Source organism: Blastococcus sp. KM273129, assembly GCF_021698995.1.
Taxonomy (GTDB): Bacteria; Actinomycetota; Actinomycetes; order Mycobacteriales; family Geodermatophilaceae; genus Blastococcus.
In genome coordinates this window covers 1-20,180 of sequence record NZ_SSXB01000016.1, presented here as the reverse complement: position 1 = coordinate 20,180, position 20,180 = coordinate 1, and the positions used below count along the sequence as shown (strand labels likewise).

Annotated in this window: 19 protein-coding genes; 6 read left to right on the top strand and 13 right to left on the bottom strand. The window is 74.7% G+C overall.

Features of this window, described 5'->3' with window-relative positions; genetic code table 11:
- Positions 1–180: 180 nt before the first annotated feature.
- From E9565_RS07005 to E9565_RS06995, 3 genes are all read right to left on the bottom strand, one after another.
- Positions 181–1,404 (bottom strand): cation:proton antiporter, encoded by a 1,224-nt coding sequence (locus tag E9565_RS07005; RefSeq protein WP_236826079.1) that lies wholly within the window; start codon positions 1,402–1,404, stop codon positions 181–183.
- 40 nt (positions 1,405–1,444) lie between these two features.
- Entirely contained in the window at positions 1,445–1,852 is a 408-nt protein-coding gene (locus tag E9565_RS07000) for a four-helix bundle copper-binding protein (protein ID WP_236834409.1), read from the bottom strand.
- 128 nt (positions 1,853–1,980) lie between these two features.
- Positions 1,981–2,832 (bottom strand): formate/nitrite transporter family protein, encoded by an 852-nt coding sequence (locus E9565_RS06995; RefSeq protein WP_236826077.1) that lies wholly within the window; start codon positions 2,830–2,832, stop codon positions 1,981–1,983.
- Between the two features lie 239 nt (positions 2,833–3,071).
- Between E9565_RS06995 and E9565_RS06990 the strand changes: the two genes are divergently transcribed.
- Positions 3,072–4,220 (top strand): glutathione-independent formaldehyde dehydrogenase, encoded by a 1,149-nt coding sequence (locus tag E9565_RS06990; RefSeq protein WP_236834408.1) that lies wholly within the window; start codon positions 3,072–3,074, stop codon positions 4,218–4,220.
- A gap of 13 nt (positions 4,221–4,233) precedes the next feature.
- Complete coding sequence (locus E9565_RS06985) at positions 4,234–5,442, top strand: alcohol dehydrogenase catalytic domain-containing protein (protein ID WP_236834407.1); 1,209 nt, start codon at positions 4,234–4,236, stop codon at positions 5,440–5,442.
- Between the two features lie 59 nt (positions 5,443–5,501).
- Here E9565_RS06985 and E9565_RS06980 read toward each other — a convergent pair whose 3' ends face one another.
- The 6 genes from E9565_RS06980 to E9565_RS06955 form a co-directional block, all read right to left on the bottom strand.
- Positions 5,502–6,017 carry a DUF421 domain-containing protein gene (locus E9565_RS06980; RefSeq protein WP_236826074.1) on the bottom strand — a complete coding sequence of 172 codons (516 nt, stop codon included), beginning with the start codon at positions 6,015–6,017 and terminating at the stop codon, positions 5,502–5,504.
- A 63-nt stretch (positions 6,018–6,080) separates the two neighbouring features.
- A complete protein-coding gene (locus E9565_RS06975) occupies positions 6,081–7,676 on the bottom strand; it encodes an alpha/beta hydrolase fold domain-containing protein (RefSeq protein ID WP_236826073.1) in 1,596 nt (531 codons plus the stop codon).
- Positions 7,677–7,819: 143 nt separating this feature from the next.
- Entirely contained in the window at positions 7,820–8,683 is an 864-nt protein-coding gene (locus tag E9565_RS06970; protein ID WP_236834406.1) for a dioxygenase, read from the bottom strand.
- 81 nt (positions 8,684–8,764) lie between these two features.
- Positions 8,765–9,736 carry a zinc-binding alcohol dehydrogenase family protein gene (locus tag E9565_RS06965; protein WP_236826071.1) on the bottom strand — a complete coding sequence of 324 codons (972 nt, stop codon included), beginning with the start codon at positions 9,734–9,736 and terminating at the stop codon, positions 8,765–8,767.
- Positions 9,737–9,746: 10 nt separating this feature from the next.
- The gene (locus tag E9565_RS06960; protein ID WP_236826070.1) at positions 9,747–10,592 is read right to left on the bottom strand and encodes a citryl-CoA lyase; all 846 of its coding nucleotides are present in this window, start codon (positions 10,590–10,592) and stop codon (positions 9,747–9,749) included.
- Complete coding sequence (locus tag E9565_RS06955; protein ID WP_236826069.1) at positions 10,589–11,779, bottom strand: CaiB/BaiF CoA-transferase family protein; 1,191 nt, start codon at positions 11,777–11,779, stop codon at positions 10,589–10,591. Before E9565_RS06955 ends, E9565_RS06960 begins: the two co-directional genes overlap by 4 nt.
- A 232-nt stretch (positions 11,780–12,011) precedes the next feature.
- Here E9565_RS06955 and E9565_RS06950 point away from each other — a divergent pair, with 232 nt between their 5' ends.
- From E9565_RS06950 to pdxY, 3 genes are all read left to right on the top strand, one after another.
- Positions 12,012–13,529, top strand: coding sequence for an amidohydrolase family protein (locus E9565_RS06950; protein WP_236826068.1), 1,518 nt, complete (start codon positions 12,012–12,014; stop codon positions 13,527–13,529).
- A 91-nt stretch (positions 13,530–13,620) separates the two neighbouring features.
- Positions 13,621–14,448, top strand: a complete 828-nt coding sequence (locus E9565_RS06945; RefSeq protein ID WP_236826067.1) for an IclR family transcriptional regulator C-terminal domain-containing protein — start codon at positions 13,621–13,623, stop codon at positions 14,446–14,448.
- A 128-nt stretch (positions 14,449–14,576) separates the two neighbouring features.
- Complete coding sequence (pdxY, locus tag E9565_RS06940; protein ID WP_236826066.1) at positions 14,577–15,428, top strand: pyridoxal kinase PdxY; 852 nt, start codon at positions 14,577–14,579, stop codon at positions 15,426–15,428.
- Between the two features lie 12 nt (positions 15,429–15,440).
- On the opposite strand, the gene E9565_RS06935 is transcribed toward pdxY, so the two are convergent.
- The 4 genes from E9565_RS06935 to E9565_RS06920 form a co-directional block, all read right to left on the bottom strand.
- Positions 15,441–15,617 (bottom strand): hypothetical protein, encoded by a 177-nt coding sequence (locus E9565_RS06935; protein ID WP_236834405.1) that lies wholly within the window; start codon positions 15,615–15,617, stop codon positions 15,441–15,443.
- A 129-nt stretch (positions 15,618–15,746) separates the two neighbouring features.
- Positions 15,747–16,565 (bottom strand): hypothetical protein, encoded by an 819-nt coding sequence (locus E9565_RS06930; protein ID WP_236834404.1) that lies wholly within the window; start codon positions 16,563–16,565, stop codon positions 15,747–15,749.
- A 32-nt stretch (positions 16,566–16,597) separates the two neighbouring features.
- Positions 16,598–18,028 carry an ATP-binding protein gene (locus E9565_RS06925; RefSeq protein WP_236826063.1) on the bottom strand — a complete coding sequence of 477 codons (1,431 nt, stop codon included), beginning with the start codon at positions 18,026–18,028 and terminating at the stop codon, positions 16,598–16,600.
- Positions 18,025–19,683 (bottom strand): FAD-dependent oxidoreductase, encoded by a 1,659-nt coding sequence (locus tag E9565_RS06920; protein WP_236834403.1) that lies wholly within the window; start codon positions 19,681–19,683, stop codon positions 18,025–18,027. Before E9565_RS06920 ends, E9565_RS06925 begins: the two co-directional genes overlap by 4 nt.
- 212 nt (positions 19,684–19,895) lie before the next feature.
- Here E9565_RS06920 and E9565_RS06915 point away from each other — a divergent pair.
- Positions 19,896–20,180: UBP-type zinc finger domain-containing protein (locus tag E9565_RS06915; protein WP_236834402.1), on the top strand; the 285-nt coding region annotated here is incomplete at its 3' end.

Sequence of the window (20,180 nt, the reverse complement as noted above, 5' to 3'; positions counted from 1 at the left end):
GCCGCGCGGGCGGGCCCTGCCGGTGGCGACGTGGCGGCCACGTCCCGCGGCGGAGGCGCCGGCGGCTGCTCACCGGCGTGGTTGCGGCCACCCCTTCCCCGGACCGACCTCGCGAAACCGTGCGCGCCGACCGGTGCGCCTGGTGACACGGTCTCGTCATGCACCGCCCCGCGTCCCGGGTCAGGAGCCGCCGTCGGCGCGGCCGGCGGTCACCTCCCGGAACACCACCCGGCCCGGGGTCGCGGTCAGCCCGTGGACCACCGTGCTGGCGGCGACCACCAGCGAGCCCGCCACGAGGACGACCGGGTCGACCTGCAGGCGCTCGGACTCCAGCGTGAGGTAGAACAGCGCCGAGATCCCGATCGGTCCGAACCAGCCCAGGTGGACGGCGTCCGGCCGCCCCAGGCCCAGCGGGCGGCGGAGCAGGTAGACGACCGGGGGCCGGCGCAGGAGGAGCACCGCGACGGCGAAGGCGACGCCGCTCCACCCCAGTGCCCGCCACTCCGCCCACGGCAGCAGCGCGCCGAAGGCGAGGAACAGCGGCAGGACGACGAACCGGTTCACCGCCTCGTCGATGCGCACGTCCGCCGTCCGCTCCCGCCCGGTGCTGACCGCGTTGAAGGCCAGCCCGCAGACGAACACGGCGAGGATCCCGTCGACGTGGGCCAGGCCGGCCAGGCCCAGCACGGCGAAGGCCAGGACCACGGTGAACACCAGCTCGGGGCCGGGGTCGGCGGACCCGTGGTCGGCCCCGGCGCGCAGGGCGCGGCCGCCCAGCCAGCCGAGCAGGACCCCGATCAGCACCGCACCGACCACCTGCCAGAGCGACTCGAGCAGCGCCTCGCCCACGGTCAGCGGGCCGGCGACCGCCACGGCGACCAGCACGAGCGGGAGGGCCAGGCCGTCGTTGGCCCCGGACTCCAGGGAGAGGAGCTGGCGGTCCCGGCCGGGGATGTCCTGCTCGGCGGGCTCACCGGTGGCGACGTTCGAGGCGAGGACCGGGTCGGTGGGCGCCAGCGCCGCACCCAGCAGCGCCGCCACGCCGAGACCGGCACCCAGCACCGCCGCGGCCAGACCCGTGCTGACCAGCGCCATCACCGGCATGACGACCACCAGGAGCAGGGCGACCGGCCGCAGGCGGGAGCGGGCGACGTGGAAGGGGTAGCGCAGTGCGATCGACATCACCGACACGGCCAGCAGCAGCCGCGCGGCGGTGTGCAACCAGGCGTGGTCGGCGAGCAGGTCGGGCAGGCGCACCAGGTCCAGGACGGCCGGTCCGAGCAGCACGCCCAGCCCGAGGGCGATCAGCGGCTCGCTGACCGGCAGCCGGCGGATGGCCGTCGACCAGGCCGCGGCGACGAGCGCGAGGGCGCCCGCCGCCGCCAGCAGCACGTCGACGGTCATCGCGCGCCGCCGTCCAGGGCACCGGTCGGCGCCATCCCGGTCAGCCCAGGCTGCTGATCAGGTCCCGGCAGGCGGCCTCGCAGCGCCGGCAGGCCTCGGCGCAGACCCGGCAGTGCTCGTGCATCCCGGCGTGCTCGCCGCACTCGTCACCGCACGCCTTGCACGCCGCGGCGCAGGCCTCCAGGACGGCGCGGGTGAGGTTGGCGTCGTAGCCGGTGTGCCGGGACAGGACCCGGCCGGTGGTGTCGCAGATGTCCGCGCAGTCGGTGTTCGTGCGGATGCACTTCGTCAGCTCCGCGACGGTGTCCTCGCTGAGGCAGGCGTCGGCGCACGCGGTGCAGGCCTGCGCGCACTCGAAGCAGGCCTCGATGCACTCCAGGAGCTTCTGCCGGTCCACCCCGCCGAGGTCCTTCGGGTAGGTGTCGAGCATCTGGGCGGCGACGGTCACGTCGATCCCCTCTCCGGTGGTCGGCCCGGGTGCGGACGCACCCGGGAGCTCTCGCCGGACCGGCCCCTACCCCCGCCGTCCACCGTCGTACGCGGCGGCCGCATGACGATCCCGTGACGCGCGGTCGGTCAGCCCCGTTCGGCCGGCTCGGCCGCGGCCTCGGGCGCCGACGGCCCGGCCTCGTCCCGCAGGAACAGGTACCAGTAGGAGGTGGCCACGAAGACGACGGCGCCGACCAGGTTCCCGGCCCCGGCCAGCAGCCAGTTGAGCAGGGTGTCGTCCCAACCGATGTCGGGGACCCCGGCGAAGATCGCGGCCGGCAGGAAGAACATGTTGGCGACGACGTGGTCGAAGCCCATCGCCACGAAGGCCATGATCGGGAAGAAGATCGCCAGGATCTTGCCCGACACCGACGTCGCCGCCAGCGACATCCACACCGCCAGGCAGACCAGCCAGTTGCAGCCGACCGCCCGCAGGAAGGTCTGCCACGGCGACTCCCCCAGCGCCTTCCCCTCGGCGATGGAGGCCAGCCGCTCGTAGGTGAGCGCCGCGCTGCCCGCCGCGTCCGCGTCGCCGATCACCCCGGTCTGGACGGCGAGGAAGTAGGCCACGAACAGCGCCCCCACCAGGTTGCCCAGCAGGACGAGGGTGAGGTTGCGGGCGACGTCGCCCAGGCCGAGCCTGCCGTGCATGGCGCCCAGCGGGACCAGCAGCATGTTGCCGGTGGCGAGGTCCGAGCCGGCGATGAGCACCAGCACGAGGCCGAGCGTGAACGTCGCCCCGGTGAAGAGCGTCGGCAGCGTCCCCCACGTCTCCGGGTCCAGCCCCGAGGAGACGGTGATCGCCACGAGGCCGCCGAAGGCGATGTAGGCCCCGGCCAGGAAGGCGCTGACCAGCACCCGGTCCCAGCTGCGGTCGACCTTCTTGGCGCCCATCGCGGTGGCCGCCTGGGCCATCTCCTTCGGTTGCCGCGCCGTCATCGCCGCCCCCTCCGGTCGGTGCTCCCTGGGCGCAGCCTCCCGCCGCGCCGCGGTCGCGGCAAACCGAGCCGGGTCCGCCCGGAAGTGCGGACCGCGATCGGATCGAGGACGACCGAGTACCGGCAGCCGGACCGGGTAGTGCCGGAGCGGCGCATGACCCCCGGGGAAGCCAATCCCTGCCGGGGTCGGTGCCCGTTCCCGGCGGCACCGCCGCCGTCCCCCAGCGGAAGGACCAGTCCATGAAGGCCGTCGTCTACCGGGGCCCGAAGCAGGTCACCGTCGAAGAGGTCCCCGACCCGACGATCCAGTCCCCGACCGACGCGATCATCCGCATCACCACCACGAACATCTGCGGGTCCGACCTGCACATGTACGAGGGCCGCACACCCGTCGAGGAGGGCAAGGTCCTCGGTCACGAGAACATGGGCGTCGTCGAGGCCGTCGGCGAGGGGGTCGACCGCGTCCAGGTCGGCGACCGCGTGTCGGTGCCCTTCAACATCGCCTGCGGCACGTGCCGGACCTGCACCCAGGGGTGGACGTCGTTCTGCCTGCGCGCGAACCCGACCGAAGGAGTGGACGGCGCCGCCTACGGCTACGCGAACATGGGGCCCTACGACGGCGGCCAGGCCGAGTACCTGCGGGTGCCCTGGGCCGACTTCAACCTGCTCCACCTGCCCGCCGGCGAGGAGCACGAGAACGACTTCACGATGCTCTCGGACATCTTCCCGACCGGCTGGCACGGCGTGGAGCTCTCCGGCTTCCAGCCCGGCGACCGGGTCGCGGTCTTCGGCGGTGGGCCCGTCGGCCTCATGGCCGCGCACAGCGCCATGATCCGCGGCGCCTCGCAGGTCTTCGTCGTCGACAAGGAGACCGACCGGCTCGCGCTGGCCGAGAGGTTCGGTGCCACGCCGGTCGACTTCAGCGCGCACGACCCGGTCGAGCAGCTGATGGACGCCACCGGCGGGCGCGGCGTCGACCGGGGCGTGGAGGCCGTCGGCTACCAGGCGCACGACCCCTCCGGCGAGGAGCACCCCGAGCTGGTGCTGGACAACCTGGCCCAGGTGGTGCGCTCGGCCGGCGGGATCGGCGTCGTCGGCGTCTACATGCCGGCCGACCCGGGGGCGAACGGCGAGCTGGCCCAGCAGGGGCGGATCCCGTGGCAGTTCGGGACCTTCTTCACCAAGGGGCAGTCGATGGGCACCGGGCAGGCGCCGGTCAAGCGGTACAACCGCCAGCTGCGCGATCTGATCGTGGCCGGCCGGGCCACGCCCGGCCTCATCACCTCCCACGAGCTCGGCCTGGACCAGGCCGTGGAGGGCTACCAGCACTTCGACCAGCGGGACGACGGCTGGACCAAGGTCCTGCTGCGGCCCGGCCGGAACGCCTGAGAGGAGAACGGACGTGAAGGCTGTCGTGTGGCACGGCGTCGGGGACATCCGGTTGGACGACGTCCCCGACCCGACCGTCCAGGACCCGACCGACGCGATCGTGGAGATCACCGCGAGCGGCATCTGCGGCACCGACCTGCACTTCGTGCGCGGCACCATGTCGGGCATGGTCGAGGGCACCATCCTCGGCCACGAGGCGGTGGGCGTGGTGCGCGAGACCGGCCCGGGCGTGCGCAACCTGCGCGCCGGGGACCGGGTCGTCATCCCGTCCACCGTCGGCTGCGGCGTCTGCTCCTACTGCCGCGCCGGCTACTACGCGCAGTGCGACAACGCGAACCCGAACGGCCCGTCGGCCGGCACCTGCTTCTTCGGCGGACCGCAGACCACCGGCCCGGTCGACGGGCTGCAGGCCCAGTACGCCCGCATCCCGTTCGCCCACGTGGGCCCGGTCTGGCTGCCGCCGGAGGTGACCGACGACCAGGCGATCCTGCTGTCGGACATCTACCCGACGGCCTGGTTCGGCGCGCGGCTGGCCGAGGTGGGGTCCGGCGACACCGTGCTGGTGCTCGGCGCCGGTCCGGTCGGCCAGTTCGCGGTCACGAGCGCCTTCCAGCAGGGTGCCGGGCGGGTGCTCGTCGTCGACGGCATCGCCAGCCGGCTCGACCAGGCGCGCGGACGGGGCGCGGAGGCGATCGACTTCAACGCCGAGGACCCGGTCGCCGTCGTCCAGGAGCTCACCGGCGGGATCGGCGTCGACCGCGTCATCGACGCCGTCGGCGTGGACGCGCAGCGGCCGAAGTCCGGCCCGGCAGCGGAGACGGCCGAGCAGCAGGCGGGGAGCTTCGACCAGGAGCGCGCGCAGGTGGCGCCCGAGCAGAACCCGCAGGGGGCGAACTGGGTCGCCGGGGACGCCCCGAGCCAGGCGGCGCAGTGGGCGGTGCAGGCCGTGGCCAAGGCCGGGACGATCGGGATCATCGGCGTCTACCCGCCGGAGATGACCAGCTATCCGATCGGTGCGGCGATGAACAAGAACCTTACGGTGAAGATGGGCAACTGCAACCACCGCCGGTACATCCCGCACCTGCTCGACCTGGTCCGCACCGGCGCGATCGACCCCTCGACCGTGCTCACCCAGGTCGAGGACATGCCCTCGGTGCTCGACGCCTACGAGACCTTCGACCGGCGCGAGAGCGGCTGGACCAAGGCGGTCGTCGCCCCCTGACGGCCCCGTCGCGCCGCCGGGGACCGCGTACCCGGCGGCGCGGCGGGCAGGGCCCGAGCTCAGCGATCGGCGCGGCGGACCCCGTCGAGGCCCGAGCCGTCGCCCATCTGCCCGGCCGAGATCACGCTGAGCGAGCCGTCGGACTCCAGCACGATCGCGCCGATCGACGAGACGTCCCCCGAGCCGGTCGCGCGCACGGCCTGCCGGATCTCCTCCATGCTGACCCGCTGCTCCCGCAGCGCCTCCGCGACCGGCTCCCCGTCGCGGAGCAGCAGCGTCGGCTCGGCCGTCACCACCCCGCGGAACGCGGGCCACCGGACGGTGACCCACGCGATGACGAACTGGAGCGCCGCGAGGAGGGCGAGCGCGACGACGCCCTCCACCCAGCTCACGTCGGCGCTGAGCAGGATCGTCGCCAGCGTCGAACCGAGCGCCACCGTGACGACCAGGTCGAAGGCGTTGAGCTTCGCGAGCGTCCGCTTGCCGGAGAAGCGGAGGACGACGACGAGCGCGACGTACGCGCTCGCCCCCACCGCCAGGACACGGCCGAGATCGGACCAGGAGTCGAACCACATGCCTGGCCCCTACCCCGGTCCGGTCCCGCCCGTACCGTCAGCCGGGCCGCCGCGCCGGCATCGTCACCGGACCGTGCGGCCGGACGGCGCGACGCCCACGGGAGGCCGGGCGGCCCCGAAGGCCCGCACGAAGTGCTGCGCCGCCTCCTGCTGCGCCTGCTCGGCCTTGTCGAGGACCGCGGCGGCGCCGAAGAACTCGTGCATGACGCCGGGGTAGTAGCGGTGCGTCGTGGGCACGCCGGCCGCCTGGAGGTTCTCCGCGAACCGCTGCCCCTGGCTGCGCAGCACGTCGCGCTCGCCGGTGACCACCAGCGTCGGCGGCATGACCGCCAGCTGCTCGCGGCCCCAGCCCAGGAGGTCGACCCGTGGATCCGCCGCTGCATCCGGCTTCCCCTCGAAGGCGTGCATGGCCATCCAGGAGAGGAGTGCACGGTTGAGGGGGCGGCCGTCTGCGGCGTCCGCCATCGACTCGCCGACCTGCTCGCCCGTGGTGAGCGGGTAGACGCAGACGGCGGCCGCGGGCACCGGTTCGCCGGCCTGCGCGAGCTGGAGCACCGTCGCCGCGGCCATGGTCCCCCCGACCGACTCGCCGCCGATGCCGATGCGCGCCGGGTCACCACCCAGCTCGGCGGCGTGCTGCACGACCCAGCGGTAGGCGGTCAGGACGTCGTCGTGCGCGGCCGGGAAGACCGCCTCGGGGGCGCGGCGGTAGTCGGGGCTGACGACCATGGCGCGGGCCTTGTCGGTGAGCCCGCGGCAGGAGGCGTCGTAGGTGTCGATGTCGAACAGCACCCAGCCGCCGCCGTGGATCCAGAAGACCACCGGGAGCGGTTCGGGGCCCGCGTCGGCGGGCTGGTAGACGCGCATGCGCATCTGACCGCCGGCGGCGTCGGGGATCACGATGTCCTCGACCGAGCCGACCGGCTCCGGCCCCTCGATGCCCCTGTCGGCCATGACCTTCTTCACCGCGTCGTCGGGGCCGGGCTGCTTGCGTGCCTGGTCGGGCTCGAGGATCTCGACGGGCAGCGGGCCGAGCGAGGAGTGGGCGTCGACGATCGCCTGCGCCTGCGGGTCGAGCAGCCCGGAGGCGTCGGTGGCCATCTCCTTCTGCTTGCCGGAGAGCAGGTCGCGGACGTGGTCCAGCGGCTTGGCCAGCATGCCCGCGATCCGCTCCGCGATGCCCTCGTCCGGGGCGTGCGGGTGCGGCCGGGTCGGCGCCTGCCGCTTGGCGGCCAGGAACTCCCTGCCCAGCTGCGCCATGCGGTCGGGGCCGGCCTTGCGGCGGAACTCCGGCAGCTCGTCGGTCTCCTCGTCGTCCACGTGGTGCCGGACGACGCCGATGAGCTTGGCGAGCGCCTCCTCGAACTCCTGCTCGCCCGGCTCGGTGCGGCCGAGCACGACGAGCAGCTCTTTGATCTCCTGGTGCTCGTGCTCGGCGTCGTCGTGCTCGTCGGTCATCCCGATCTCGGTCCAGATCGGGTAGAGCACCGTCTCCTCGGCGAACGCGTGCAGCGCCAGCTCGAAGGCGACCTGGTCCACCAGCACGCGGCGGTTGCCGCGGCCGGCCTCCAGGTGCTGGAACTGCCGCTCGACGATCGCGTGGTCGTCGGCGATCAGGTGGTCGATGTCGCCGGGCAGGGTCGGGTAGTCCAGGGCCACGGGTGGCCTCCTCGTCTCTCCGTCGTGCGCAACCGGTCGGGGCGGCTCCTACCCACGACCCGGTCGGGCACGCACGGCGGACGAGGTCCCCGCCGGGCGGGCACCGCGCGGCGGCGCGGCCGACCGCACCGCCGCGCGGGCGTTCAGGCGCGCCGCTGGAGCACGAAGTCGTAGCGCGACTCCAGCCACGGCACGTCGATCGAACCGCCGTCGGGCGTGGCCCCCGGCTCCCGCTCCTCGAAGGCGGTCACCAGCTCCTGCTTCGTCCCGAAGACGACGTCGCTGTCCAGGTACTGCGCGCCCTCCTGGAACAGGTGGGTGATCAGCGGCTCGAAGCCGGGCACGTTGATCAGGAAGTGGATGTGCGCCGGCCGGAAGTGACTGATCTCCGTGCGCGCCACCAGGTCGCCGACCGGTCCGTCCATCGGGATCGAGTAGCCCAGCGGGGCGATCGTGCGCAGGCAGTACCGGCCGTCGTCGTCGGTCGTGTACTTGGCCCGCAGCCGCGCCTCGTCCACCTCGGCGAGCTGGGACTCGTAGAGGCCCTCGGAGTCCGACTGCCAGACGTCGAGCACGGCGCCGGCCACCGGGGCGCCGTCGAGGTCGGTGACCCGGCCGTGCAGGTACAGCGGGGTGCCGGGCAGCCCGTCGGACATGTCGTCGCCGTACCCGAGCTCCGGGGAGCCCTCGATGTGGAAGGGGCCCAGCACCGTGGCCGGGGTCGCCTTCGGGTCGAGCCGGTGGTTCATCTGGACGACGAGCATCGACAGGCCCACCACGTCGGAGGCGAGGATGAACTCCTCGCGCTTCTCGGTGCTGATCTTCCCGGTGGCGGTCAGCCACTGGACGGCGGCCATCCACTCGTCCTCGGTCAGCCGCACCTCGCGGGCGAAGTCGTGCAGGTGCCGCACGAGCGCGGTCATGACCTCCGCCAGCCGCGGGTCGCGGGCGGTGGCCCAGCGCTCCACCGCGAGGTCGGTGATGTTCTCCTCGGTCACCAGGTCCACGACGGTCCTCCTGCCGTCCGGCGCGGCCGCTGCCGGCCGCGCACCTCCTCCCCTCGCGGTTCCCGCGCGGGGCCTGCTCGTTCAGGGCGTCAGGACCAGCCGGACGCCGGGGTCACCGGTGGCCTGCCGCCGCCAGGCGCCGGCGACGTCGGCCAGCGGCACCCGCTCGTGGGCGACCGCCAGCCGGCCGGCCGCCGCCTCGCGGGCGATCGAGCCGACGGCCTCGGCCCGCTGCGCGGGAGTCAGCGCGTTGTTCGTGTACCCGAGCACCGCCGCCGCCTTGCCGCGCAGCACCGCGGAGGAGAACTCCGCGGTGTCCCCGGAGGCGCCGCCCAGGTTGACCAGCCGCCCGCCGGCGGAGAGCGCCCGCGCCGCGGCCGTCGCGGCCGCGCCGAAGACGGGGTCGACGACGAGGTCCAGCCGGCCGCCGGCCGCCTCGGCGAACCGCTCCGCGAGCGTCTCCACGTCGGCGTCCAGGGCCACGACCGCGTCGGCGCCCGCGGCCAGCGCCCGCTCCCGGGCCGCGGCCGAGCGGGCCGCTGCCACGACGCGGCCGGCGCCCAGCAGCCGCGCCGCGCCCACCGCCGACTGCCCGACCGCGCCGCCGGCGCCGAGCACGAGCACGTGCTCGCCGCGCTGCAGACCACCGCGCCAGGTCAGCGACATCCACGCGGCGACGGCGGAGAGCCCGAGCGCGGCCAGCGCGGCGTCGTCGACGTCGGCGGCCACGGGGACGGCGTCCTCGGCCGGCACCGCGCACCGCTCCGCGAGACTGCCGTCGCCGGGGGCCATGCCGGCGGTGGTGCTGAACCAGACCCGCGTGCCCGGCGCGTGGCCGGGCCCGCTCTCGACCACGCCCACGCCCTGCACCCCGGGCACGTAGGGCACCGCGGGGCGCCCGAAGTAGGAGGTGCCCGAGGCGCACAGGAGGTCGAGCGGCACGAGGGGCGCCGCGGTCACCCGCACGACGGTGCGGTCGCTGGCGGGCCCGGGGTCGGGGTGCTCGCGCAGCTCCGGGGTCTCCCCCGGCGTGTGCAGGACGGCGGCGCGCACGGCCGGCCCCTCAGCCCTGGGACCCGGCGCCGGGCAGCGGCGCGGGGACGAACGGATCGGGCTCGACCGGCTGGTTGTTGAGGTCGACCGAGAGGAAGACGTCGTTGGCCACCGGGTGCCGCAGCTCCTCGGCCAGCTGGCCGATCAGCCCGGCGGTGCGGGCCAGCAGGGCGAAGCCGCGCAGCAGCTCCATCGGCAGCCCGAGGTCGGCCAGGGCCGCGCCGCACACACCGGCGCCGTTGAGCGGGAGCCGCTTGCCCAGCACCTGCTCGTGGGTGCGGCCGATGGCGGCGAACAGCTGCAGGTGGGGGCCCACCAGGCCTTCCTGGGCGGCGATCTCGAACAGCCGCGGGGTGCGCGGGTCGCCCTGCTTGTGCACGTGGTGGCCGAGCCCCGGGACGAACCGACCGGCCGCCCGCTGCGCCGTCACCGTCTCCAGGGCGAGCGCGTCCCAGCCGGCGTCGTCGGTGGGGAGGCCGCCCTCCACCCGGGTGAGCACGTCGTGCAGGAAGCGGCCGCAGTCCTCCGTGACGCCGAGGAAGCGGGACCCGCCGCCGAGCAGACCGGCCGCCAGGGCGCCCTGGATCGAGTCCGGCGCCGAGAGGTAGGTGAGCCGGGTGACGATCGCGGTGGGGGTGAACCCGTGGTCGGCGAGCGCGGCCAGGACCGCCTCGAACACGCGGGTCTCCCCTGCCGTGGGCCGCCGCTGGGTGGCCAGCCAGAAGGCCAGCTCCCCGAAGCCCACGGTGCCCATCACGTCGCGGGCGAGGTCCGTGCCCAGCAGGGTGATCGACTCCAGGCTGGAGGCGCCGAGCGCCGTCGGGTACCGGGGAGGCTGCGGGTTCTCGGCGGTCACCGGGTGCCCTCCTCGGGTGCGCCGAGCCAGCGGCGGATCTCCGCGCCGTGCTCGTCCAGGCCCGGCGGTGGCAGCCGGTAGGCCGGCGGCGTCTCGGAGAAGGTGATCGGGTTCCGCACGGTCGGCACCGCGGCGGCGCCCTCCCCCACCTCCACGACGGGGTCCAGGCCGACCTCCTGGGCGAAGGCGACGCCCTGGTCGATCGTGTTGATCGGCCCGCACGGCACGCCGGCGCCGATGATGTCGCGGAACCACTCCTGCTTGCTGCGGGTGCGCAGCCGCTCGACCAGCAGCGGGCGCAGCTCGTCGCGGTTGGCGGTGCGGTCCTCGTTGCGGCTGAACCGCGGGTCGTCGGCGAGCTCGGGCACGCCGAGCACCTCGACGAGCTTGCGGAACTGGCCGTTGTTCCCGGCGGTGACGATCAGGTCGCCGTCGGCGCAGGGCAGCGGCTCGTAGGGGAAGAGGCTGGGGTGGCTGTTGCCCATGCGGAAGGGCACCACGCCGCCGGCGACGTAGGCGCTGGTCTGGTTGACCAGCCCCGAGAGCGCCGAGGAGAGCAGGTTGACCTCGATGTGCTGCCCCCGCCCGGTGGCGTGCCGGTGGTTCAGCGCCGAGAGCACGCCGATGGTGGCGTGCAGGCCGGCCATGACGTCGAAGAGCGCGACCCCGCCGCGGTAGGGCGAGCCGTCGGGGTCGCCGGTGAGGCTCATGAACCCCGAGATCGCCTGCACGATGAGGTCGTAGCCCGGGAGCGACGCCCCCTCGGGCGCGCTGCCGAAGCCGCTGATCGAGGCGTAGACGACGCCGGGGTTGGTGCGCGCGACGGCGTCGTAGTCCAGGCCGAAGCGGGCCAGGCCGCCGGGCTTGAAGTTCTCGACCAGCACGTCCGCGCGGCGGGCCAGCTCCTGCGCGGCCGACCGGTCGGCGGGGTCCTTCAGGTCGAGGGCGACCGAGCGCTTGTTCCGGTTGGCGCCCATGTAGTACGTCGAGACGCCGTCGCGCACCGGCGGCTGCCAGGTGCGGGTGTCGTCCCCGTTCGGGCCCTCCACCTTGACCACCTCGGCGCCGAGGTCGGCGAGCAGCATCGTCGAGTAGGGCCCGGCCAGGATGCGGGAGAAGTCCGCCACCAGCAGGCCGGAGAGCGGGCCGGCCACCGCTCCCCCGGAGTCCTCGGCGTCAGCGCTCATCCGGGATGCACACTCCTCGTCGTCGACACGAGCGGACAGTCGTCCGCTCATCGGCGTCCGCAGTCTCCGACGCGCACGCGAGGCTGTCAACCGCTGGCCGATGGCGCGGGACTTGCGCGACGCCCCCCGTTGACAGCCGCCCGCACAGGCGTCATCGTGACCCAGATCGCAGTGGGTGTCCGTCAAGCGGACACCGGTCCGGCGATGTGACGACGACGTCCAGGAGGAGACGATGACCCACCCCGAGCCCGCTCCGGCGGCCGGCCGGCCGGTGGTCCTGCGCGGCGGGACCGTGCTGACCATGGACGAGACCTGCACCGTCCTGCCCGACGCGGACGTGCTGGTCGTGGACGACCGCATCGCCGCGGTGGGTCCGGCGCTGGAGGTGCCCGAGGGCACGCAGGAGATCGACGCCCGGGGCGGCATCGTGATGCCCGGGATGATCGACACCCACCGCCACATGTGGCAGACGGCGATGCGCGGATACGGCGCCGACTGGACGCTGACCCAGTACTTCGTCTGGTACTACCTCGAGCACGGGAAGAAGTTCCGCCCCGAGGACGTCGCGGCCGGCAACCGGCTCTCGGCCCTGGAGGCGCTCGAGGCCGGCGTCACCACGACCGTCGACTGGTCGCACGGGCTCCAGTCGGTCGACCACGCCGAGGCCGCCGTCGAGGCGCTGCGCTCGGTGCCGGGCCGGTTCGTCCTGGCCTACGGCAACATCCAGGCCGCGCCGTGGGAGTGGACCGCCGATGCGGGCGTGCGCGCCTTCCTCGAGCGGCACCGCGACGCCGCCGACGACAAGCTCGGCCTGCAGCTGGCCTTCGACGTCACGGGCGACCCCTCCTTCCCGGAGAAGGCGGCCTTCGAGGTGGCCCGCGACCTGGGCCTGCCGGTCACCACGCACGCCGGCGTGTGGGGCGCCACGAACGACGACGGCATCCGCCTCATGCACGAGCACGGCTTCATGACCCCCGAGACGGTCTACGTCCACGCCGCCACCCTCACCCCCGACTCCTACCACCGCATCGCCGCCACCGGCGGGTCGATCTCGGTGTCCACGGAGTCCGAGCAGAGCGCCGGGCAGGGCTACCCGCCCACCTGGCAGGTGCGCTCGCACGGCATCCCGGTCTCGCTGTCGATGGACACCAGCGTGTGGTGGAGCGGCGACCTGTTCTCCGCGATGCGCACCACGCTGGGCGCCGACCGCTCCCGCGAGCACTTCGAGGCGCACCTGAAGGGCGAGACGGTCACCCACCTCCAGCTGCGCGCCCAGGACGTCGTCCAGTGGGCCACCCGCGGCGGGGCGCTGGCGCTCGGCCGCGACGACCTGGGCACCCTGCAGCCGGGGAAGAAGGCCGACGTCGTCCTGATCAAGAACGACGCCTCGCCGGTCTCCTTCCCGCTGCTGAACCCCTTCGGCCACGTCGCCTTCCAGGCGCAGCGCGGCGACGTGCACACGGTGCTGGTCGACGGCCGGGTCGTGAAGCACGCCCACCGCCTGGTCGACGTCGACCTGGCCGCCGTCCGCCGCGAGGTGGACGCGACCGTGGAGCACCTCCGCGGCGCGATGGGCGAGGAGGCGTGGGCCGGCGGCATGTACCCCGACCTGCCCGACACCGAGGTGCTGGACAACCCCTACCAGTACACCGACTACAAGTCGCACGGCACGCACGCCGCCCGGGAGCAGGTGTTCGAGGAGCACCTGGCCACCGAGCGGGCCGGCGAGCAGTCGACCCGGCACCAGTAGGCCCGCCGGGCGGTCCCGCACACTTCCGGCGGGGGTGTGCGGGACCGCCGCGCCACCGCGGCACCGCGGCACCGACGAGAGGACGACGGACATGGCAGGTCGCGGCAGCGGGCCCGACTTCGTCGAGGCGCTGGCACGGGGCCTCGACGTCCTCGCCTGCTTCGACCGCGACCACCCGGTGATGACGCTGTCGGAGGTGGCGGCCGCCGCGGGGCTGGCGCGCCCCACCGCCCGGCGGCTGCTGCTCACCCTCGAGGAGCTGGGCTTCGTGCGGTCGTCGGCCGGCGCGTTCGCGCTCACCCCGAAGGTGCTCACCCTCGGCATGGCCTACGTGGGCGCCCTCGGGCTCTGGGACATCGCCCGCCCGCACCTGGAGGCGCTCGTCGGGCGCACCGGCGAGTCGTCCTCGATGGCCCAGCTCGACGGCTCCGACATCGTGTACGTCGCCCGGGTCGCGGTGCCCAAGCTGATCGCGCTCCGGGTCGACATCGGCACCCGCTTCCCGGCGGCCCAGACCTCGCAGGGGAAGGTCCTCCTCGCCGCGCTCCCGCCGGACGAGCTGGCCGGGGTGCTCGCCCAGCCCAGCCGCGCCGGGCTGCCGCCGGTGATCGGCCGCTCCCCCGAGCAGCTGCGGACCGAGCTCACCGAGGTGCGCGCCCGCGGGTGGGCGCTCGCCGACGAGGAGCTGGCCCCGGGCGTGCGCTCGGTGGCGGTGCCGGTCCGGGACGGCGACGGCGTCGTCCGCGCCGCCATGAACGTCACCGTGCACGCCGCGGAGACCTCCACCGAGCGGCTGGTCGGCGAGCACCTGCCCCACCTGCTGCGCACCGCCGGCGACATCAGCGCGGAGTGGGCGCTGTGGCAGTCCCGCCCGCACGTGGAGCTCGCCCCCGGGCGGACCACCGGCGCCACCGCCTGAGCCCGGGTTTCCTGATCACGGCGCGTCCTCCCGCGGCGTGGGAGGTGAGGGAGGACGCTCCCCGCTGGGGAGGAAGCCGCCGACCCGGTGAGGTCGCGACGGGGAGGGCGTGTGCCAGGGTGCCTGTCGTGACCGCCGTCCTCTCCGTCCAGTCCCACGTCACCTACGGCCACGTCGGGAACAGCTCCGCCGTCTTCCCGCTGCAGCGCCTCGGCATCGAGGTCTGGCCGGTGCACACCGTCCAGTTCTCCAACCACACCGGCTACGGCCGGTGGACCGGCCGGGTGTACGACGGCCAGTCGATCGAGGAGATCGTGCAGGGCGTCGCCGACCGCGGTGTGCTGGGCAGCTGCGATGCCGTGCTGTCGGGATACCTCGGGTCGGCCGACATCGGGCACGCCGTCGTCGGCACGGTGGCGCGGGTGCGCGCGGCCAACCCGGCCGCCGTCTACTGCTGCGACCCGGTCATCGGCGACGTCGGCCGGGGCGTGTTCGTGCGCCCCGGCATCGAGGAGTTCATGCGCGAGGTCGCCGTCCCGGCCGCCGACCTGGTGACGCCCAACCACTACGAGCTGGACCTGCTCTCGGGCACCACCACCCGCTCGCTCGGCTCGGTCGAGGACGCCGTCGCGGCGGTCCAGGCGCTGGGTCCGCGGGTCGTCCTCACCACGTCCCTGGTCGCCGAGGACACCCCCGACGACGCCGTGGACCTGCTCGCCTCCGAGGGCGGGCGGCACTGGCGGGTGCGCACCCCGCGGCTGGGCGTGTCGGTCAACGGGGCCGGCGACGCGATCGCCGCGCTCTTCCTCGCGCACTGGCTGGAGACCCGCTCGGCGGCCGAGGCGCTCGGTCGCGCCGCGGCGTCGGTGTTCGGCCTGCTCCAGCGCACCGAGGACGCCGGCTCCCGCGAGATCCTGCTGGTCGCCGCGCAGGACGAGTTCGTCTCCCCGACCCGGACCTTCCCGATCGAGGAGGTCTGAGCCACCCCCGGCTCAGGTCTTGCTCTTGCCCTGCGCGCTGGAGTGCTCGTGCCGGTCGTCGCCGTGGGTGTGGGTCTCGATCTGCTTGGAGGCCCCGGTCGTGACGCCGGCGGCGCTCGGGGCGACGCCCTGCTTCTTGGCCTCGCGCACGGCTGACCGCTGCGCGTCCTGGTCGTTGTTCTTCGCCATGCCGCCGTCGGTACCCCGGGTCCGGCGGCGGCACGCGCGGTTGGCAGACCGGAGCATCGCCCCTGCTGCCGGGCATCCGGCGACCTGGTCCCCCGCCGGGGGGCATCGCCCGGCCGGCCGCGGCCGCCGCTAGCGCTCCAGCGCGGCCTCGATCCGGGTGATCGTCGCCTCTTCCACCGGCAGGTGCGCCAGCACCGACGGCACCTCCTCGGGCTCCAGCCCGGTGTCGCCGAAGGCGGCCAGCAGCAGGTCGGCCTCCTCCGGTGGCACCGGCACCGTGCAGCCGGAGCCGTCCAGGGCGGCGCGGGCCAGGAACAGCGCGCCGGCCAGCGTCTCGTCGGGCACCGGCGCCGGCTCCGGGACGACGGCGGCGCGGGTGGCCGCCTCGGCAGCGCGCACCAGCGAGAGCGGCAGCCCCTCGGCCTCCACCTCGATCAGCGGCACGTCGCGCAGCGCGGCCAGCACCAGGTGCTCGGCGTCGATGCGCAGCGGGGCCGCCCAGTCAGCGGCGCGCACCACGCCCTCCACGTCGTCGGGGTCCTCGCCCAGGTCGTCGGCGAGCTCCGCCCACGCGCCCCGGCGCGTCTCGCGGGCACGCTCCCCCGCCAGCCGGCAGGTCTCCACGACGAACGGCACCAGCACCTCGTCGTCGAACCGCTCGGCGACCAGCCGGCCGTCGGCGCCGATCATGTCCAGCGCGTCCTGGAAGCTGCCCGGCGCGGCATCACCGAGGTCGACGCGTCCGTCCTCCTCGCTGGCCAGCCGCTGGCCGGTGGCGGCCCGCTCCCCCACGGTCAGCCCGCTGGGCACCACCCGGCCGGCGCGCCGCCGGTGGTGCGGGCGGTCCGAGAGCCCCACGGCCCACGCGCAGGTCTCGGCGATCAGCGCGGCACCGCGCTCGCGCAGCACCTCCCGGGTCAGCAGCCCCATCCAGTCGACGTCGAACACGCCCCCACTGTCCCAGCGCGGCGCCCGCCGGGTCAGCCCGCCGGCTCGGTGAGCGGCAGCAGCACCCGGAACCGGGTGTCCCCGGGCGACGACGTCACCCGCAGGTCGCCCCGGTGCCGCTCGACGACGACGCGCCACGACACGTCCAGGCCGAGCCCGGTGCCCTGGCCGACCGGCTTGGTCGTGAAGAACGGCTCGAACACCCGCGACCGCAGCTCGGGCGGGATGCCGGGGCCCGTGTCGGCGATCTCGACCAGCGCGCGCTCGCCCTCGCGCGCCGTCCGGACGGTCAGCGTGCCCTCCCCGGCCATCGCGTCGAGGGCGTTGACGACCAGGTTGGTCCAGACCTGGTTGAGCTCGCCGGCGTAGGCGGGCACCTCGGGCAGACCCCGGTCGTAGTCCTTCACCACGGTGACACCCGGCGGGATCTTGCCGCCGAGCATCACCAGCGTGGCGTCCAGCCCGGCGTGCAGGTCGGTCGGCCGGTGGGGCGTGCGGTCCATCTGCGAGTACTGCTTGGCGGCGTCGACCAGCGCGGAGATGCGGCTGGTGCTGTCCGCGATCTCCAGGAGCAGCGCCTCGGTCTCCACCGTGTACGCCAGCCAGCGCAGGGCCGGCTCCAGGAAGGACGGCGCGACGGCCTCCGCGACGCGGTCGAGGTCCTCCGGCGTCATCCCCTCCGCGACGAAGACGCCGGCCAGCTCCCACGGCCGGCTCACCTCGCGCTCCTCGAGCCACTCGCCGAGGCGCTCCTCGAGGTCGGCGCGCGCCAGCGTCGAGAGCTCGCGCGCGCCGCCGACCCGCACCACGAACTCCTCCTGCAACGCGGTCAGCGCCCGCAGCACCGCGCCGTCGATCCTGCCCTCGGAGAGCAGCGCCAGCTTCTGCCGCATCCCGGCGAACCGGTCGCGCAGGGCGTCGCTCGCCCGGGCCGCGGCCGCCGCCGGGTTGTTCAGCTCGTGGGTGAGCCCGGCGGTCAGCTTGCCCAGCGCCAGCAGCCGTTCGCGCTGCCCGACCAGCTCGGCGGAGTTCCGCTGCCCCACGAAGATGCCCTCCAGCAGGTGCACCGCCATCGGGTACCAGCGGCGGAACACCTCGGCGAACGGACCGGCCGGCAGCGCCAGGAACCGCGTGTCGGTGACCGCGCGGACGGTCGCGGGGTACCGCTGCTCCAGCCGGTCGCCGAAGTAGAACTGGACGGCGCCCGAGTAGACCCCGCGGTGCGAGGTCCGGACCGTCTCCACCTCGCTGCCGCCGACCAGGCGCACCATCGTCATCGTCCCCTCGAGCAGGACGAAGAAGCACTCCGCCGGCTCCCCCTCGACCGAGACGTCGGTGCCGGCCGCGCGCTCCACGACGTCGCCGTTCGCGGCCACCCACGCCAGCTGCTCGTCGTCGAGGTCCTCGAAGAGGAACAGCTCGCGCAGCTCCCCGGGCGCCAGCCGGCGCCCGGTCGCGGTCACCGCTCCCCCAGGTAGCGGTGCACGAGGGTGACCGCCATCGCGCCCTCCCCGACCGCGGAGGCCACCCGCTTCACCGACTCCGCCCGCACGTCACCCGCGACGAAGACCCCCGGCAGGCTGGACTCGAGCAGCCACGGGTCCCGGTCGAGGGTCCAGCCGTGTGGGCGGCGCCCGTCGTCGAGCAGCCCCGGCCCGGTGGGGATGAAGCCCCGCTCGTCGCGGACGACGATCCCGTCCAGCCAGTGGGTGCGCGGTTCCCCGCCGATGAAGACGAACAGGTGGCCGGCGTCGTGGGTGGTCCGCTCCCCGGTCCGCGCGTCCTGCAACGTGACCTGCTCGAGGTGGCCGTCGCCGTGCACCTCGGCGACCGTCGTGCAGGTGTGCACGCGCACGTTGCCGATCGCGGCGAGCTGCTCGACCAGGTAGTGCGACATCGACGCCTCCAGCGCCGGCCCCCGGACCAGCAGGTGCACCGAGCTCGCGTACCGCGCGAAGAAGACGGCCGCCTGGCCCGCCGAGTTCGCGCCCCCGACGATGAACACCTCGGTCCCGGCGCAGGCCGCCGCCTCGGTCATGGCGGAGCCGTAGTAGACGCCCCGGCCGGTGAGGGCGTCGACGCCCGGGACCCCCAGGCTCCGGTAGGAGACGCCGGTGGCCAGGACGACGGCGTGGGCGGCGACGGAGCTGCCGTCGTCGAACCGCACGACGCGCTTGGGCCCGTGCGCCTCCAGCGCCACGCAGTCGCGGGTGAGCAGCAGCTCCGCGCCGAACTTGCGCGCCTGGCGCCGGGCCCGGTCGGCCAGCTGGCTGCCCGAGACGCCGTTCGGGAAGCCGAGGTAGTTCTCGATCCGGCTGCTCTGCCCGGCCTGGCCCCCGGTCGCCTCCCGCTCGACGAGCACCGTCCGCAGCCCCTCGGAGGCCCCGTAGACGGCGGCGCCGAGCCCGGCCGGCCCGCCGCCCACGACGACCAGGTCGTAGAAGTCGGCCTCGGGTGCGGTGCTCAGCCCGACGACGGCGGCGAGCTCGGTCTCGGTCGGCGCCTTCAGCACGACGCCGTCGGGCGTCACGATCACGGGGACGTCGTCCGGACCGGCGCCGGCGGCCTCGAGCAGGCGCTGCCCCTCGGGCTCCTCGGCGCTGTACCAGCGGTAGGGGACGGCGTTGCGGGCGAGCAGGTCCCGCGCGCGGAACGACGGTGCCGACCACCGGTGGCCCACCAGCCGCACGCCGTCGGCGACCACGTCCGGGCCGGCCCGCCAGGCCTGGACCATCTGGTCGACGACCGGGTAGAGCTTCTCCTCGGGCGGGTCCCACGGCTTGAGCAGGTAGGCGTCCACGTCGACCAGGTTGATCGCCTGGATGGCGGCGTCGGTGTCGGCGTAGGCGGTCAGCAGCGCGCGGCGGGCCCGCGGGAACAGGTCCATGGCCTGCTCGAGGAACTCGATGCCGTTCATCCCCGGCATCCGGTAGTCGGCCAGGAGCACCGCGACGGCGTCGCCGCGCAGCTTGAGCTCGCGCAGCGCCTCCACCGCCTCCTGCCCCGACGACGCGCGCAGCACGCGGAACTGCTCGCCGTACTGCCGCCGGAGATCGCGCGCGACGGCCCGGGAGACCCCGGGGTCGTCGTCGACGCTGAGGAGGACCGGCTTGCCCATGGCGACTCCCGTCGGCGACCGCCCGCGACCGCGCCGGGCGCCGGCCCGCGCACGCCCGGGGGCGGCCCGTCGTCCTGCTCCCGCACTGCGGTCAGGACGCTGGCCCGCCGGGGCCCCACGGCACAGCCCCGTCGCGTCTCTTGGCGCGCCGGGGCGGCGTCCGTAGCGTTGCCGGCGTCCCGGGATCAGCCCGTCCGTCGCGGAGGCCGGCCATGACAGCACCTGCCATCGACCCCGAGGTCCCGCCCAGCGGCACCGGCTGCGTCGAGTGCGAGGCGGACGGGGGCTGGTGGTTCCACCTCCGCCGCTGCGCCCGGTGCGGGCACATCGGCTGCTGCGACTCCTCGCCGAGCCGGCACGCCCGCGCGCACGCGGCCGCCACCGGCCACCCGGTCGTGTGCAGCTTCGAGCCGGGCGAGGAGTCGCAGCAGCCGATGTGCCCGCACCGGGCGCAGCGGCGGAGGTGGAACCACCAGCCCCCGTCCGCCTCGCACTCG